Annotated in this window: 14 protein-coding genes; 3 read left to right on the forward strand and 11 right to left on the reverse strand. The window is 65.2% G+C overall.

Translation table 11 applies throughout. The features are described from left to right. Positions 1-294 precede the first annotated feature (294 nt). Both ACZBJS_RS00145 and ACZBJS_RS00150 read right to left on the reverse strand, forming a co-directional pair. A complete protein-coding gene (locus tag ACZBJS_RS00145) occupies positions 295-888 on the reverse strand; it encodes a YceD family protein (protein WP_316394977.1) in 594 nt (197 codons plus the stop codon). After that, entirely contained in the window at positions 885-1,436 is a 552-nt protein-coding gene (locus ACZBJS_RS00150; protein ID WP_076834357.1) for a ubiquinol-cytochrome C chaperone family protein, read from the reverse strand. Before ACZBJS_RS00150 ends, ACZBJS_RS00145 begins: the two co-directional genes overlap by 4 nt. A 138-nt stretch (positions 1,437-1,574) precedes the next feature. Between ACZBJS_RS00150 and ACZBJS_RS00155 the strand changes: the two genes are divergently transcribed. Together ACZBJS_RS00155 and ACZBJS_RS00160 are read left to right on the forward strand one after the other, a co-directional pair. Further along, entirely contained in the window at positions 1,575-2,051 is a 477-nt protein-coding gene (locus tag ACZBJS_RS00155; RefSeq protein ID WP_076834359.1) for an outer membrane protein assembly factor BamE, read from the forward strand. Between the two features lie 154 nt (positions 2,052-2,205). Next, on the forward strand, positions 2,206-3,213 hold the full coding sequence (locus tag ACZBJS_RS00160) for a Bug family tripartite tricarboxylate transporter substrate binding protein (RefSeq protein WP_057020720.1): 1,008 nt from the start codon (positions 2,206-2,208) through the stop codon (positions 3,211-3,213). Positions 3,214-3,255: 42 nt separating this feature from the next. On the opposite strand, the gene ACZBJS_RS00165 is transcribed toward ACZBJS_RS00160, so the two are convergent. From ACZBJS_RS00165 to glyA, 9 genes are all read right to left on the reverse strand, one after another. Next, the gene (locus ACZBJS_RS00165) at positions 3,256-3,411 is read right to left on the reverse strand and encodes a hypothetical protein (protein ID WP_167350400.1); all 156 of its coding nucleotides are present in this window, start codon (positions 3,409-3,411) and stop codon (positions 3,256-3,258) included. A gap of 88 nt (positions 3,412-3,499) precedes the next feature. After that, a complete protein-coding gene (locus tag ACZBJS_RS00170) occupies positions 3,500-5,620 on the reverse strand; it encodes a sodium-translocating pyrophosphatase (RefSeq protein WP_076834360.1) in 2,121 nt (706 codons plus the stop codon). 285 nt (positions 5,621-5,905) lie between these two features. Then, on the reverse strand, positions 5,906-6,907 hold the full coding sequence (gene thiL / locus ACZBJS_RS00175; protein WP_316394978.1) for a thiamine-phosphate kinase: 1,002 nt from the start codon (positions 6,905-6,907) through the stop codon (positions 5,906-5,908). 149 nt (positions 6,908-7,056) lie between these two features. Then, positions 7,057-7,551 carry a transcription antitermination factor NusB gene (gene nusB / locus ACZBJS_RS00180; RefSeq protein ID WP_016844994.1) on the reverse strand — a complete coding sequence of 165 codons (495 nt, stop codon included), beginning with the start codon at positions 7,549-7,551 and terminating at the stop codon, positions 7,057-7,059. A 2-nt stretch (positions 7,552-7,553) separates the two neighbouring features. Beyond that, positions 7,554-8,045: a 6,7-dimethyl-8-ribityllumazine synthase gene (gene ribH / locus ACZBJS_RS00185; protein ID WP_076834363.1), complete on the reverse strand. Its 492-nt coding sequence runs from the start codon at positions 8,043-8,045 to the stop codon at positions 7,554-7,556. 234 nt (positions 8,046-8,279) lie between these two features. Continuing rightward, the gene (locus ACZBJS_RS00190; protein WP_168855964.1) at positions 8,280-8,888 is read right to left on the reverse strand and encodes a riboflavin synthase; all 609 of its coding nucleotides are present in this window, start codon (positions 8,886-8,888) and stop codon (positions 8,280-8,282) included. A gap of 110 nt (positions 8,889-8,998) precedes the next feature. After that, entirely contained in the window at positions 8,999-10,159 is a 1,161-nt protein-coding gene (gene ribD / locus ACZBJS_RS00195; RefSeq protein WP_316394979.1) for a bifunctional diaminohydroxyphosphoribosylaminopyrimidine deaminase/5-amino-6-(5-phosphoribosylamino)uracil reductase RibD, read from the reverse strand. Then, positions 10,156-10,638: a transcriptional regulator NrdR gene (gene nrdR, locus ACZBJS_RS00200; protein ID WP_016844999.1), complete on the reverse strand. Its 483-nt coding sequence runs from the start codon at positions 10,636-10,638 to the stop codon at positions 10,156-10,158. Before nrdR ends, ribD begins: the two co-directional genes overlap by 4 nt. Before the next feature lie 26 nt (positions 10,639-10,664). Further along, a complete protein-coding gene (gene glyA, locus ACZBJS_RS00205) occupies positions 10,665-11,966 on the reverse strand; it encodes a serine hydroxymethyltransferase (protein WP_028333867.1) in 1,302 nt (433 codons plus the stop codon). 607 nt (positions 11,967-12,573) lie between these two features. Here glyA and ACZBJS_RS00210 point away from each other — a divergent pair. Next, on the forward strand, positions 12,574-14,850 hold the full coding sequence (locus ACZBJS_RS00210) for a TonB-dependent siderophore receptor (protein ID WP_310885885.1): 2,277 nt from the start codon (positions 12,574-12,576) through the stop codon (positions 14,848-14,850). The last annotated feature ends 155 nt before the right edge of the window (positions 14,851-15,005 follow it).

Genomic DNA, 15,005 nt, shown 5'->3' on the forward strand with positions numbered 1-15,005 from the left:
CTGCTTTCCCGCAGCCTTCAGACGAAGACCGCGAGCTTGAAGTCACCGCCGTCAACGGCGCGCGGCGAAACACCAACTCGCGTCCCGGCCGGGCCGCGACAATAGCGTGTCCTCGGTCCGACACAACCTCTTGACCGCAAATGAGGCAGCTGCCGAACCGTCACGCAACACATCGGAGCATACCAGAAATACATTGTATTTCAATGTATTGTGACACGTATTTGAAGTAACTAGGAACACCGCTCGCGCAAGCTTGCAGGCAAGCCATCCCCGCAAATGTGGCGCCAGGCGCCCTCAACTTCCCTTGGGCTTCTTGCCGTCCGGCTTTTCCTTCAACGCCTTCAGCGCCGCGAAAGGATGATTTTCCGGGTCAGGCGCTTCAGCCTTCTGTTCAAAGACCGCATCCACCTTGCGCGGATACGGGTCTATGCCGAGAAACAGCGCATCGGTGGCAAGCCGGCCGATATCGATGAAGCCGCCGACGATCGGCTCCGGCGGGTCCGGCGTTTCCTCATCGCTGTCGTCGGCGTCGTCGACCAGGTCGGCCATTTGCGGGATCTGCTCGGGCGGCGCGAACACCACATCGATCGGCTCATCGATCTCGTTCTCGATCGGATCGAGCGTCACCACGCAGGTCTGCCCGACCCTGGCCTTAACTCTGCCGGTGACGTGGTAGCTGCCGTCGCGTTTGGGCTGCAGGTCGAACTCTGCACGCGCGGAGACGAGCTCCCTCAACTCGGCAACTTCGGCCATCGCCTTGCGGGCCGCCTCGTCGGCCGCGATCTCGCGATGCAGGCCGGTCTCCGGAATCTGCGCGACATTGACGAGAACCCGCCAGGGGTCGCGGTCGCGCCGTGCATCGGGCTGCCCTGTGCTGCCGCCGCTCATGCCGCCGTCCCCGCAGGCTGTGGTGCCGGAAAACGCCAGGTACCCTTGGCCAACGCCGCGAGATCGGCGCGCGCCAGCTCTTTGATCGCCTCCTTGGCGTAGGCGGCGAGCTCGCGGGCCTTGTCGATGTTCTGACCGTTGAGGATGTTCTTGCAGAACGACTCGGCCAAGGCTGCCTCGCTGTCGGTCAGCGCCAGATCATAGGCCGCGGTGCGGCCGTAGAAGGCTTCACCGAACGCCTGCATGCGCTTCGGCACCGTGAGGTCGCCGACGCCCATTTCGCGCAGATTGTCGTCCATATCGATGCAGAAATGATCAAACAGGGCCTGGGACAGCGCGACGCCGCCCTCGACGGATTTCAGTCGCCGCAGCACCAGCCACAGATGCATCAGAAGCAGGTCAAAACGGCCATTAACCGTGTCCGGAACGCCCAAGTCACGGTAAAACAACGGTTCTCGCGCCTGCGTCACGATCATGCCATAGATGGTCTCAATGGTGCTGCGCGCGGGCACCCGGGGTCTTCTGAAGTGATTGAACGGCCAAAGCATGACGGGTTCCGGCTGCCGGTCCCCCAAAGGGTCGCCTGTTGAGAGGTCGCCCATTGGAGCTCGGCATGATTGCAATCCATTGAGCTGCCCGGTACGTCAATGCCTCGGCCGATGCAAGGGGACGGATCAGTTCCGCCGATGAACCACATTCTTTCACGACAGTCTCGCGCCGCTTCCGCGCGCGGGTTCTTTTCGCGTCTCCGCGCCGTCGCGGCGATTGGCCTCGTCTGCGCCGCACTCGGCGGCTGCGCCGGGGAACAATTCCAGAAGGGCTACATCCTGCCCGAGGGGGCGCTCGAGCAGATCCCGATCGGCGCGAGCCAGGACCAGGTGCTCATCGTGCTCGGCACGCCCTCGACGGTCGCAACGCTGGACGGCGAGGTGTTTTATTACATCTCGCAACGGACCTCCCGCCCGGTCGCCTTCATGAATCAGCGGGTGATCGACCAGCGCGTGATCGCGGTCTATTTCGACAAGAACCGGCAGGTGCGCCGACTGGCCAATTACGGCCTGAAGGACGGCAAGATCTTCGACTTCGTCAGCCGGTCCACGCCGACGTCGGGCCAGGAAATGTCCTACCTGACACCGCTCTTCAAGCTGCTGAGCTTCAACTAGAGCGTTTTCGAGCGAAGTGGGCTCCGGTTCGCGTGAGACAACGCGTCAAGCCGGAGTCCAGAGCATAAGCCGCTGCGCCAAGTTGTCGCTTGCCCGAGGGGCAAGCGGTCCCCTAGTTTGCTCGCAAACAAGAGCCTGAGCAGGGGGTAAACGCATGACAGCCAAGAGATTTTCCCGTCGTACGGTATTGTCGGGCACGGCCGCATTGACGGCCGCGGCGATCCTGCCGCGCGCGAGCCTCGGCGCCGGTGACTGGCGGCCGACCGAGACCGTCCGCATCATCGTGCCGGCGGCGGCCGGCGGCTCGACCGACGTGATGGGGCGGCTGCTCGCGGCGCATTTGCAGCCGCTCTGGGGCCAGTCGGTGGTGGTGGAGAATCGCTCCGGCGCCGGCGGCACCATCGGCACATCCGAGGTCACACGCGCCAAGGGCGACGGCCACACCATCCTGATAGGCAATCCCGGCCCCAACGCGATCGCCTACAGCATCTTCCGCAACCTGACCTACAAGGCCGACCAGTTGCAGCCGGTCTCCAACATGATCCGGATTCCGAACATCGTGTCGGCGCATCCGTCGACCGGTCTCAAGTCGATCCCCGAATTGATCGCCTTTCTGAAGAAGAATCCGGACAAGCTCACCTACGGCTCGTCCGGCACCGGACAAAGCCCTCACCTCACCGGTGCCTGGTTCCTGCAGCTCACCGGGTTGAAGATGACGCACGTGCCGTTCCGCGGCGCCGGTCCCGCATTGCAGGCCGGGCTCGCCGGCGACATCCAGATCCTGTTCGACAATCTCTATCCGTCGCTGCCGCAGGTGCAGGACGGCAAGCTCAACGGCCTCTGTGTCACCACGCCGGAGCGTAGCGATTCCGCACCGAACCTGCCGACGATGCGCGAGGGCGCGCCGGAACTGGCAAAGTTCGACGTCTCGTCCTGGTTCGGCGTGTTCCTGCCGAAGACCGCGCCCGCCCCGGTGCTCGACGAGTTGAACCGCCAAGTCAAGGCGATGCTGGAGCGCGACGACGTCAAGAAGAACATCGCCGGCATGGGCGCGCGCGCCGACTACGGCACGCCCCAGCAATTCTCCGATTTCGTCGATGCCGAGACGAAGAAGTTCGCGGCGATCATCGAGAAGGAAGGCTTGCAGATGGAGGTCAAGTAACAGCCGCCGTCACGACGTTTCCTGAGCACGTTGCGGCCAACGCTACGAAGACTTGTTGATCTTCTTGACCTTGGCGTCGGTCGCTTCAATCGACATCGCCAGTTCCATGATCGCCTTCGAGAGCAGCTCGATGGCCTCCTTCTGATCCTGCGATTTGGAGGCGCGGAGCGCGTAGTTCCGTGCGGATGAGAGCGACATCGATTGATCTCCGTGTTGTTCGCGTCTGGTTCAAAAATAAAACCCCGCGGCTTTCACCGCGGGGCCTCGTTTCAGTCGTGTCCGCCGCTCAGTGCGCCAGGATCGCCAGCAGCAGCAGCGCCACGATGTTGGTGATCTTGATCATCGGGTTCACCGCCGGGCCCGCCGTATCCTTGTAGGGATCGCCGACGGTATCGCCGGTCACCGCGGACTTGTGGGCGTCAGAGCCCTTGCCGCCGTAGTGGCCGTCCTCGATGTACTTCTTGGCGTTGTCCCACGCGCCGCCGCCCGAGGTCATCGAGATCGCGACGAACAGGCCGGTGACGATGACGCCGAGCAACATGGCGCCGACCGCGGAGAAAGCGGCCGACTTACCGGCTGCGCCACCGCCCGCGATCGCGTAGATCAGGAAGTAGACCACGATCGGCGACAGCACCGGCAGCAGCGACGGGATGATCATCTCCTTGATCGCCGCCCGCGTCAGCAGGTCGACCGCCTTGCCGTAGTCCGGCTTGTCGGTACCCTGCATGATGCCGGGCTTCTCGCGGAACTGACGGCGCACTTCCTCGACGATCGCGCCGGCGGCGCGACCGACCGCGGTCATACCCATCGCACCGAACAGATACGGCAGCAGGCCGCCGAACAGCAGGCCGACCACGACGTAAGGATTGTTCAGGGAGAAGTCCGGGTTGACGCCCTTGAAGTAGGCATGGGCATTGGAGTCGCTGATGAAGAATTTGAGGTCCTGATTATAGGCCGCAAACAGCACCAGCGCACCGAGACCGGCGGAGCCGATCGCGTAGCCTTTGGTCACCGCCTTGGTGGTGTTGCCGACCGCGTCGAGCGCGTCGGTCGACTTGCGCACCTCCTTCGGCAGCCCCGCCATCTCGGCGATGCCGCCGGCGTTGTCGGTAACCGGGCCGAAGGCGTCGAGCGCGACGATCATGCCGGCCAGCGCCAGCATGGTGGCGGTCGCGATCGCGATGCCGAACAGGCCGGCAAGGCTGTAGGTGACGAGGATGCCGGCGATGATCACGATCGCGGGCAGCGCGGTCGCTTCCATCGAGACCGCGAGGCCCTGGATCACGTTGGTGCCGTGACCGGTGACCGAGGCCGAGGCGATCGACTTCACCGGGCGATAGTCGGTGCCGGTGTAGTATTCGGTGATCCAGATGATCAGGCCGGTGACGACGAGACCGACCACGCCACACCAGAACAGCGCCATGCCGGTATAGTCGACGCCGTCGAGCTTGCCGAAGCCGACCAGCCAATTGATCACGAGCGCGACGCCGACCAGCGACAGGATGCCGGTGGCGATCAGGCCCTTGTAGAGGGCGCCCATGATGGACTGGCTGGCACCGAGCTTGACGAAGAAGGTGCCGATGATCGAGGTGATGATGCAGATGCCGCCGATCGCGAGCGGCAGCGTCATCATGTTCACCAGGATCGGCGTCTTGGCGAAGAAGATCGCCGCGAGCACCATGGTGGCGACCGCGGTCACCGCATAGGTCTCGAACAGGTCCGCCGCCATGCCGGCGCAGTCGCCGACATTGTCGCCGACATTGTCGGCGATGGTGGCCGGGTTACGCGGATCGTCCTCGGGGATACCGGCCTCGACCTTGCCGACGAGGTCGCCGCCGACGTCCGCACCCTTGGTAAAGATGCCGCCGCCGAGACGGGCGAAGATCGAGATCAGCGAGGCGCCGAAGCCGAGCGCCACCATGGCGTCGACCACGGTGCGGCTGCCCGCTTCCAGACCCATGAACTTGACCAGGATCATGAAATAGATGGTGACGCCGAGCAGCGCGAGCCCCGCAACCAGCATGCCGGTGATCGCGCCCGCCTTGAAGGCGAGTTCGAGGCCGCCGGCGAGCGAGGTGGTTGCCGCCTGCGCGGTGCGGACGTTGGCGCGCACCGAGACGTTCATGCCGATGAAGCCGGCAGCCCCCGACAGGATGGCGCCGATCGCAAAGCCGATCGCCACCGGCAGGCCCAGGAAGTAGGCCAGCACCACGAAGATCACGATACCGACCATGCCGATCGTGGTGTACTGCCGCCGCAGATAGGCCTGTGCGCCCTCGCGCACCGCGGCCGCGATTTCCTGCATGCGCGGATTACCCGCATCCGCGTTCAAGACCGACTGCGTCGCCCAGATCGCGTAGACGATGGAAAGCGCCCCGCAGAGCACAATCAACCATAAAGCTGTCATGTTGCCTCAGATCCTTGATGTAACCCCCGCGCCTTCTTGTGCCGCTAGGGGGCGGCAGGCGCTTATTTTGCGAGGACAATCCTCCCCAAAAACGGATTGCCTCAAATCGGGCGCGACCTTGCCAAAATCGTTACCGCTGTGCAACGCCACCCGTGGCCGAAAACGCCGATATCGGCAGCTATTTAGAAGGAAAATCGGCGCGATCAGGCGCGGGAAGTCCAGAGCTGCTTCCGTTCCGACGCGTTTTCTTAACGCGAACCGGTGCCCGCTTCGCTCGAAAAAGCTCTAGAAATGGCTGTAGGACAGCCGCCTCAGCTTCAGTTCCCGGCCCTGCCCGTCGAGGAAGCTCGGTGGCGACAAGCCTGCGATCAGGCCGCCGATTGCGGTTACCGCGACCTTGGCCCGCCGTGCGTCGCGCAGAAAAGCGTCGACATGATCGCTCGGGACCGCGCACAACAGCTCGTAATCATCACCGCCGGCCACCAAGGTCTCGATACCGATCGCCCTGCGCGCGAGCAGCCCTGCGGCCGCGGACGACAACGGGATGCTCGGCACGTTGATCACGCCCGCCACACCACTGGCTGCGCAAAGCTTGGTCAGATCGCCGGCAAGACCGTCGGACACATCCATCGCGGCGCTGGCGTGGGTGCGGACGGCCGTGGCCAAGGCGTTGCGCGGCTGCGGAACACGGTAACGGGCGGCAAGAAAATCCCGCCCGACGACATCGTCCGCCAGAGCCGCGGCGACCGGGCCACCCCGGAGCACATCGAGGCCGAGCGCGGCGTCTCCGATCGTGCCGGTGACGAACACACGGTCGCCCGCCTGTGCTCCCGCGCGATGCACCATCTTGCCCTGCGGCAGCCGACCGAACGCAGTGATCGAGATCATCAGCGGCCCCGGCGTCGAGACCGTGTCGCCGCCGAGCAGCGGGCAGCCGAAATGCGCGGCGTCCTCGCCGAGCGCCCGGGCAAACGGCTTGAGCCAGGCCTCCTCGGCGCTGCGCAGCGCCAGCGTCAGCACGAAGCCCGCCGGCACCGCGCCCTTGGCGGCGATGTCGGAGAGGTTCACCCGCAGCGCCTTGCGCGCCAGCATGTCGGGCGGATCATCGCCGAGGAAATGCACGCCCTCGACGATGGCGTCCGTGGTGACCACGATGTCCTCGCCGGCCGCCCTCAGCGCGGCGGCGTCATCGTCGAGCCCGAACGCCCCCGGTTCGGTCGCGAGCGGCTTGAAATAGCGCGCGATCAGGGAGTCTTCGCCGGAGGTATGTTTGCTTGCTTGGGTCATCAACCCTCATCCTGAGGTGCGAGCGAAGCGAGCCTCGAAGGATGCACGGCCCCGATGCGACCGTAGCGCCACGCCGTCGCCCTTCGAGGCCTCCGCTTCGCTACGGCACCTCAGGGTGACGGCTACGGAGGTGGGCGGCATCGCGGCACCTAGCTCCGCACAAACTCGTCGCCGCGGAACTGGCGCGCGATCTGGTCGAGCACGGCGTTGACCATGCCGGTTTCGTCCTTCTCAACGAAGGCATGCGCGACGTCGACATATTCGGAGACCACCACGCGGCCCGGCACGTCTTTGCGGTGCTCGAGCTCGTAGGAGCCTGCCCGCAGCACCGCGCGCAGGATGGCGTCGATCCGCTTCAGCGGCCAGCCCTTCGACAGCGCCTCGTCGATCAAAGGATCGAGCCGGGCCTGGTCGCGCACCACGCCGGAGACCACGTCGCGGAAGAACGCGGCTTCCGCCGGCAAATATTTCTCGCCCTCGACCTCGTTGCCGAGCCAGTGGCTCTCGAACTCGGCGAAGATGTCGTTGATGCCGGCGCCGCCGATGTCCATCTGATAGAGCGCCTGCACCGCCGCGAGCCGTGCCGCGCCGCGGCGGTTGGCTTTTCTGTCGGGGGCTTTCGCGGGCTTCTTGTTGTCTGCCATGGTCAGGCCTTTGCCAGGCGGCGTTTGATCCGCAGCATCGCCAGCGCCGCACGCGCCGCGTCGCCGCCCTTGTTGAGTTCGCTGGCGCGCGCCCGCGCCCAGGCCTGCGCCTCGGTGTTGACGGTGAGGATGCCGTTGCCGAGCGGGAATTTCCGGCTGATGGCCAAATCCATCAATCCGCGCGAGGACTCCTGCGAGACGATCTCGAAATGGATGGTGTCGCCGCGCACCACGCAGCCGAGCGCGATCGCCGCGTCATACGGCTTGCCGTTCGCTTCAGCCGCATCGATCGCGATCGCAATCGCCGCCGGAATCTCCAGCGCGCCCGGCACCGTGATCACGTCGTGCGTCGCACCCGCGGCCTTGATCTCGGCCAACGCGCCTTCCAGCAGCGCGTCCTGGATGTCGTCATAGAACCGCGCCTCGACGATCAGCACGCGTGCGCCGGTAATGTCGGTCTGGTCCTTCAGGGGTGCGCGCCGCGCGTCAGCCATCTACGTATCCATTTCATATTGTTGACATTTACCGATAACGTTGGATGTCAACGTTTCGCGAGTTTGTAGTCGCCCCGACGACTGAAGCCAAGCACGAATGCCTCAGGCACTGTCATTCCGGGATGGTCCGAAGGACCAGACCGCAGGTGCACAATAGTGCACCGGGGAATCTCGAGATTCCGGGTTCGATGCTTCGCATCGCCCCGGAATGACTGCCGCTTGACGGCTATGCCGTCATTTCATCTCCGACAGCCGCGCCGCGTAGCGGGCCATCAGATCGACCTCGATATTGACCTCGCTGCCGGCCTTCCAGGCGCTCAGGGTCGTCACGGAAAGCGTGTGCGGGATGATCAGCACCGAAAAGCTGACGTCGCCGACCGTATTCACGGTCAGCGACACGCCGTCCAGCGTGACCGATCCCTTCGCCGCGATGAAACGCGCCAGTTCGCGGCTGGTTCGCAGCTCGAAGCGCGCCATGTCGGGCAGGTCGTCGCGCTTGACGATGGTGGCGATGCCATCGGCATGCCCGGCCACGATGTGACCGCCGAGTTCGTCGCCGATCTTGAGCGCGCGCTCGAGATTGAGCCGGCCGCCCTGCGCCCAATGCTTGGCGGTGGTCATGCCGAGCGTCTCGGCCGCCGCATCGACATCGAACCAGGTCTTGCCATCGGCGGTGCCGGAGGCGACGACGGTGAGGCAGACGCCGTTGCAGGCGATCGAGGCGCCGTTGGCGATCGTGGTCTGGTCGTAGTCGCAGGCAATCCGCATGCGATGCAGTTGCCCCTGCGCCACCTGCTTCAGGCTGGTGATCTCACCGATATCGGTGACAATTCCCGTGAACACAACAAACCTCTTACTCTTCGTCATGGCCGGGCTTCACCCGGCCATCCACGACTTACTTCACTGCTGGCGACCAAGACGTGGATGCCCGGGTCAAGCCCGGGCATGACGACTTAGGATCGATCGTAGATAGTCAAAACATCTTTGGCCAAGGCTTCGCTAGCACGAAGCCGGAAGGCGGGCGACTGCGTGATTGCGTCGAGCGGCATTGCGTCCAGCGCGGGAACACCACCGGCACCGATCGCATCGGGTCCGCGCAACAGCCAGATCTCGTCGACAAGGCCGGCTGCCACGAAAGAATTTGCCACGCGCGATCCGCCCTCGACCAGCAGCCGCGAAATCCCCCTCTCCGCCAGCGCATGCAGGACGGACGGCAGATCGAGCCCTTGGGACGCGCCGGCGGCGACGCGGATCACCTGCGCGCCGGCGGCACCTAGCTTCACCGCGGCAGGCGCCTCCGCCATATCCGAGCTCAGCACCCAGAGCGGCGTCTCGCGCGCCGAATGCACCAGGCGGCTGTCGCCAGAGATCCGCAGCGCGCGGTCCAGCACCAGGCGCACCGGCGAGCGCGCCGCCATCCCCGGTAACCGGCAGGTCAAGAGCGGATCGTCGGCCTTGACCGTGCCGATGCCGACCAGGATCGCATCGCTCTGCGCGCGCAGCAGATGCACGCGCGTCCGCGCGGCCTCTCCGGTGATCGTAACCGGCTTACGGCCGCTGGCAGCGATCTTGTCGTCGGCGGACACCGCGAGCTTGAGGATCACATGCGGGCGCTGGTCGCGGATGCGGCGGAAGTGCCCGGCATGGTCGCGCGCGGCCTCTTCCGCGCACAGCCCGACATCGACCGCGATGCCTGCGGCACGCAGCTTGGCGTGCCCTTGCCCCGCGACTTCCGGATTGGGATCCTCGATCGCCGAGACGACGCGGGCGAGCCCGGCCGCCACAACGGCGTTCGCACAGGGCGGCGAGCGGCCGAAATGCGAGCAGGGTTCGAGCGTCACGTAGAGCGTGGCGCCGCGCGCGGCATCGCCGGCGCGCCTGAGTGCCTCGACCTCGGCATGCGGCCGGCCGCCCGACTGGGTCCAGCCGCGGCCGACGATCACGCCGTCCTTGACGATGACGGCGCCGACCCCCGGATTGGGCCAGGTGCGCCCGAGCCCGCGCCGGCCAAGCGCCAGCGCCAGCTCCATGAAGCGCAGATCGGCCGCCTTTGCCGCTTCCTTGGCCTCTCTGGCCTTCTGCGCGAACTGGTCTTCCAGAATGCGGAAGATCATTTGCGTAGCGTCGCGAGCCGCGGGTCCTCTTCGCCGGTCAATTCGTCGAGCACGGCCTCGAAGTCCTTGGCCTCGCGGAAATTGCGGTAGACCGAGGCGAAGCGCACATAGGCGACGTCGTCGAGCTGGCGCAGATGCTCCATCACGATCTCGCCGATCGCCTCAGAGGAGACCTCGGCCTCGCCGCCGCTTTCGAGCTCGCGCACGATGGTGGACACCATCTTCTCCACCCGCTCGGATTCCACCGGGCGCTTGCGCAAGGAGATCTGCAGCGAGCGCACCAGCTTGTCGCGGTCGAACGGCACGCGGCGGCCGTTGCGCTTGATGACGGTCAGTTCGCGCAGCTGCACCCGCTCGAAGGTCGTGAAGCGGAAGTTGCAGGCCATGCAGACGCGACGCCTGCGAATGACCGCGGAGTCCTCGGTCGGACGCGAGTCCTTGACCTGCGTGTCGAGAGAATTGCAGCTCGGGCAGCGCATCCGACGGGACCTCTAGCAACGACCTTTTACTGATAGATCGGGAAGCGATCGGTCAGCGCCTTGACGCGCTCCTTGATCGCGGCCTCGACCAGCGGCGCCTTGCCGTCCGGCGACTGCGCCAGCGCGTTCAGCACTTCCGCGATCATGCCGCCGACCTGCTTGAACTCGGCGACGCCGAAGCCGCGCGTGGTCGCCGCCGGCGTACCGAGCCGCAGGCCGGAGGTGACGAACGGCTTTTCGGGATCGAACGGGATACCGTTCTTGTTGCAGGTGATGGCGGCGCGCACCAGCGCCTTCTCGGAGATGTTGCCCTTCAGGCCCTTCGGCCTGAGGTCGACCAGCATCAGATGGTTGTCGGTGCCGCCCGAGACGATGTCGAGGCCATGGCCGCGCAGCGTCTCCGCCAGCGCCTTGGCGTTCTCGACCACGTTCTTGGCGTAGACCTTGAAGTCCGGCCGCAGCGCTTCTGCGAACGCCACCGCCTTGGCGGCGATGACGTGCATCAGCGGACCGCCCTGCAGGCCCGGGAAGATCGCCGAGTTCAGCTTCTTGGCCAGCGTCTCGTCATTGGTGAGGATCAGGCCGCCGCGCGGGCCGCGCAGCGACTTGTGCGTCGTGGTGGTGGTGACGTGGGCGTGCGGCACCGGCGAGGCATGCACGCCGCCGGCGACGAGGCCTGCGAAATGCGCCATGTCGACCAGCAGATACGCGCCGACGGAATCCGCGATCTCGCGGAAGCGCTTGAAGTCCCAGGCGCGCGAATAGGCCGAGCCGCCCGCGATGATCAGCTTCGGCTTGACCTGCTCGGCCTGCTTCTGCACCGCGTCCATGTCGATGATTTGGTCCTCGCGGCGCACGGTGTAATGCGCGGCCTTGAACCACTTGCCGGACATGTTGACCGGCGAACCGTGGGTGAGATGGCCGCCGGCCGCGAGGTCGAGGCCCATGAAGGTGTCGCCGGGTTGCAGCAGCGCCAGAAACGCCGCCTGGTTCATCTGGCTGCCGGAGTTCGGCTGGACGTTGGCGAAGCCGGCGCCGAACAGCTTCTTGGCGCGCTCGATCGCCAGCGTCTCGGCGACGTCGACCCACTCGCAACCGCCGTAGTAGCGCGCGCCCGGATAACCCTCCGCGTATTTGTTGGTCATCACCGAGCCCTGCGCCTCCAGCACGGCGCGGCTGACGATGTTTTCCGAGGCGATCAGCTCGATCTCATGACGCTGCCGGCCGAGCTCGCCCTTGATCGCGGCGGCGATCTCGGGATCGGCCTGGGCGAGGGTTGCGGTGAAGAAGGAATCGGGCGCGGAAGCGGTCTTGCTGGACGAGGTCATCGGCGAAATATCTCCACCGCCGCAAGCCTTTAGGCAGGATGCGGACGGTCACGAGTGGCGGTCGAAGCTGGTTTCAGAGCGTTATCACATCGCCCCAAAATGGCCAAGCGGTTGCGGTCCCTGCCGGTCAATTATGCCAGATATGGTGGGGATGGCGGGGATTGCCAGCCGGCCGGACGGCCGCCCCCGCCACCCGGTTCCCGCCGCGCGGCCAGCACGGCTGTGGCAGCCGCCGAGTGGAACGTGACTCCCCTTCCCGACCGCGCGGGGACCGCGGACGAGACAACTATCGCCTCGAGGTTTCAACGCGTTGCTCGCGCAACCGCGCGACATCGGACTCGCTTGATCATGTCGCGCGCGATCGCGATGCATCGACCCACGAGATGACGAGCCAATTTTTGAATCGTTCGATTTTTGAATCGTTCAACACCGGATCGATTCAAGGCTCTCACGCGATGCGTGCAATTGCGCGTCATACGCCGTTGTCTCCCGGTCACACAGCCAAGCTTTGCGTGCAACTTCGACAGCTTCTAACCCCGTGCAGGCTGCTCGCGAAAATCACCGTGATAACGACTCGCTCAAGATTTTTTTACGGAGCGTGGAATAAATGTCGTGCAGGTGGATTCGGCCGCAGCGGTTTGCTGCGTCGGCTGTCGTTGTGTTTTCGGTTGTTGGTGCGGACGATGTCTTCGCCCAGACGCAATTGCCGTCCGTGACAGTCGAGGCGCCGCAGCGGCAAGCGGCGCGATCGCAGCAGCCTTCGCAACGGACCACGCGCGCACGCAGCGCCTCACGCCGCGCGACGGCCGCCCCGGTGGGCGCGCAGCCACAGACCGCTCAGCAGCCCGCGGGCGCCAGCGGCGGGCACGAACGCGCCAACGGCCCGGTCACCGGCTATCTGGCGCGGCTGAGCGCCAGCGGCACCAAGACCAGCACGCCGATCATCCAGACGCCGCAATCGGTGTCGGTCATCAGCGCCGAGCAGATCCGCGACCAGAAGATCGTCAGCAAGTTCGACGAGGTGCTGCGCTACACGCCGGGCGTCATCGGCGGCACCTATGGCGCCGATTTCCGCAACGACTGGTTCATGATCCGCGGCTTCCCGGCGCAGAACGAGTCGCTGTTCCTCGACGGCCTGCAGCTGTTCTACACCTCCTATGCGAGCTGGAAGCTGCAGCCCTTCAATCTCGAGCGCGTCGAGGTGCTGCGCGGTCCGTCCGGCATCCTGTATGGCGGCTCGGCGCCGGGCGGCCTCGTCAACGCGGTGAGCAAGCTGCCGCAGGCCGAGCCCATTCGCTACATCGAGACCGGCGTCAACAATTTCGGCAACGCCTATACCCAGTTCGACATCGGCGGCGCGACGGCGCAGCCCGGCAACGGCCAGGTGCAGTACCGCCTCGTCGGCCAGGCCCAGGGCGGCGGCACCCAGACCGACTATGTCTACGACAACAATTTCTTCTTCGCCCCGTCGGTGACCTGGCGGCCCGATGCCGACACCAGCCTCACCGTGTTCGGCATGGCCTCGCACAGCAACACCCGCGCGCTGAACTTCCTGCCCTATGTCGGCACCGTCACCAACGCGCCGTTCGGCCGGATTCCGACCAGCCTGTTCGTCGGCGATCCCAGCGCCGACCAGTTCCGCCGCGACCAGCAGATGGTCGGCTACCAGTTCCAGAAGAGCGTGACCGACAGCGTCGATTTCCGCCAGAACGCGCGCATGGCGCATGTCGACGTCTATTATGCCGGCCTCTACGGGCTCGGCTACGCGACGACGCCGGCCGCCGCCGAGATCACCCGCGGCAATTTCTACACCCGCGGCATCGCCACCCAGCTCAACCTCGACAATCAGCTCGAATACCGCTTCACCACCGGCGCGCTGCAGCACACCGCGCTGGTCGGCGTCGATCTGAAATATTACGGCATCGACGACCGCCAGGGTTTTGGCATGGGCACCAATCTCAACGTGCTCAATCCGGTTTATGGCACCAACCTGTCGTATAGCGGCCCGCTCTATCAGAACGGCTATCTCGCCCAGGGCATGGCCGGGCTCTACCTGCAGGATCAGGTCAAGCTCGACCGCCTGACTGTGGTGCTGTCCGGCCGCCAGGACTGGGTCGATCTCACCAACAACAACCGGATCGGCGCCTCCCAGGGCCGCGACGACAGCAAGTTCTCCGGCCGTGTCGGCGCGATCTACAATTTCGACAGCGGCGTTGCGCCCTACGTCTCCTACATGACGGGCTACAATCCGGTCATCGGCACCACCGCGGCCGGCCAATTGCTGCTGCCGGAAACCTCCGAGCAGACCGAGGTCGGCGTCAAGTACGAGCCGGTCGGGCTCAACGCACGGTTCGGCGTCGCGTATTTCGACCTCAAGCGCAAGAACGCGCTGACCACCGATCCCAACAACCCGCTGTTCCAGACCCAGAACGGCGAAGTCACCTCGCGCGGCGTCGAGCTCGAGGCGGTCGCGAACATCACGCGCGATTTCAAGCTGGTGGCGAGCTACACCAATTACGAGCTGTTCGTCAGCAAGGACCTCAATCCCGCGCTGATCGGCACCGTGCCGACCAACGCGCCGCGTCAGCTCGCATCGGCGTGGACCGACTACACCTTCCGCGACGGGCCGCTCACGGGCTTCGGCTTCGGCGGCGGCGTGCGCTATGTCGGCTCGTCCTTTGCCGACACCGCGAACACCGCACGCGTCCCGGGGGTCGTGCTGGGCGATCTCGCCTTGCATTACGAATGGGACAACAACTGGCGCGCGGCGCTCAATGTCGTGAACGTCACCGACAAGATCTATGTCGCGAGCTGCGCGACCATCAGCTCCTGCTACTACGGCGATCGCCGCCGCATCACGGCGAGCCTCGCCTACAAATGGTGAGCTGAACTTTCAGTTCACGGAAAATCATGTGACCGAGAGGCGGCATCCGGCCGCCTTTCTTTTTTCGCTGTCGTCAGGGTGGTGTCAGCTTGTCACGCTAGGTTTTGCGTCGCGGCGATATTTGCCGTGCCCAGACTGGCCCGCTCCGAAATGCG

It is taken from the genome of Bradyrhizobium sp. KZN70725, assembly GCF_055264925.1.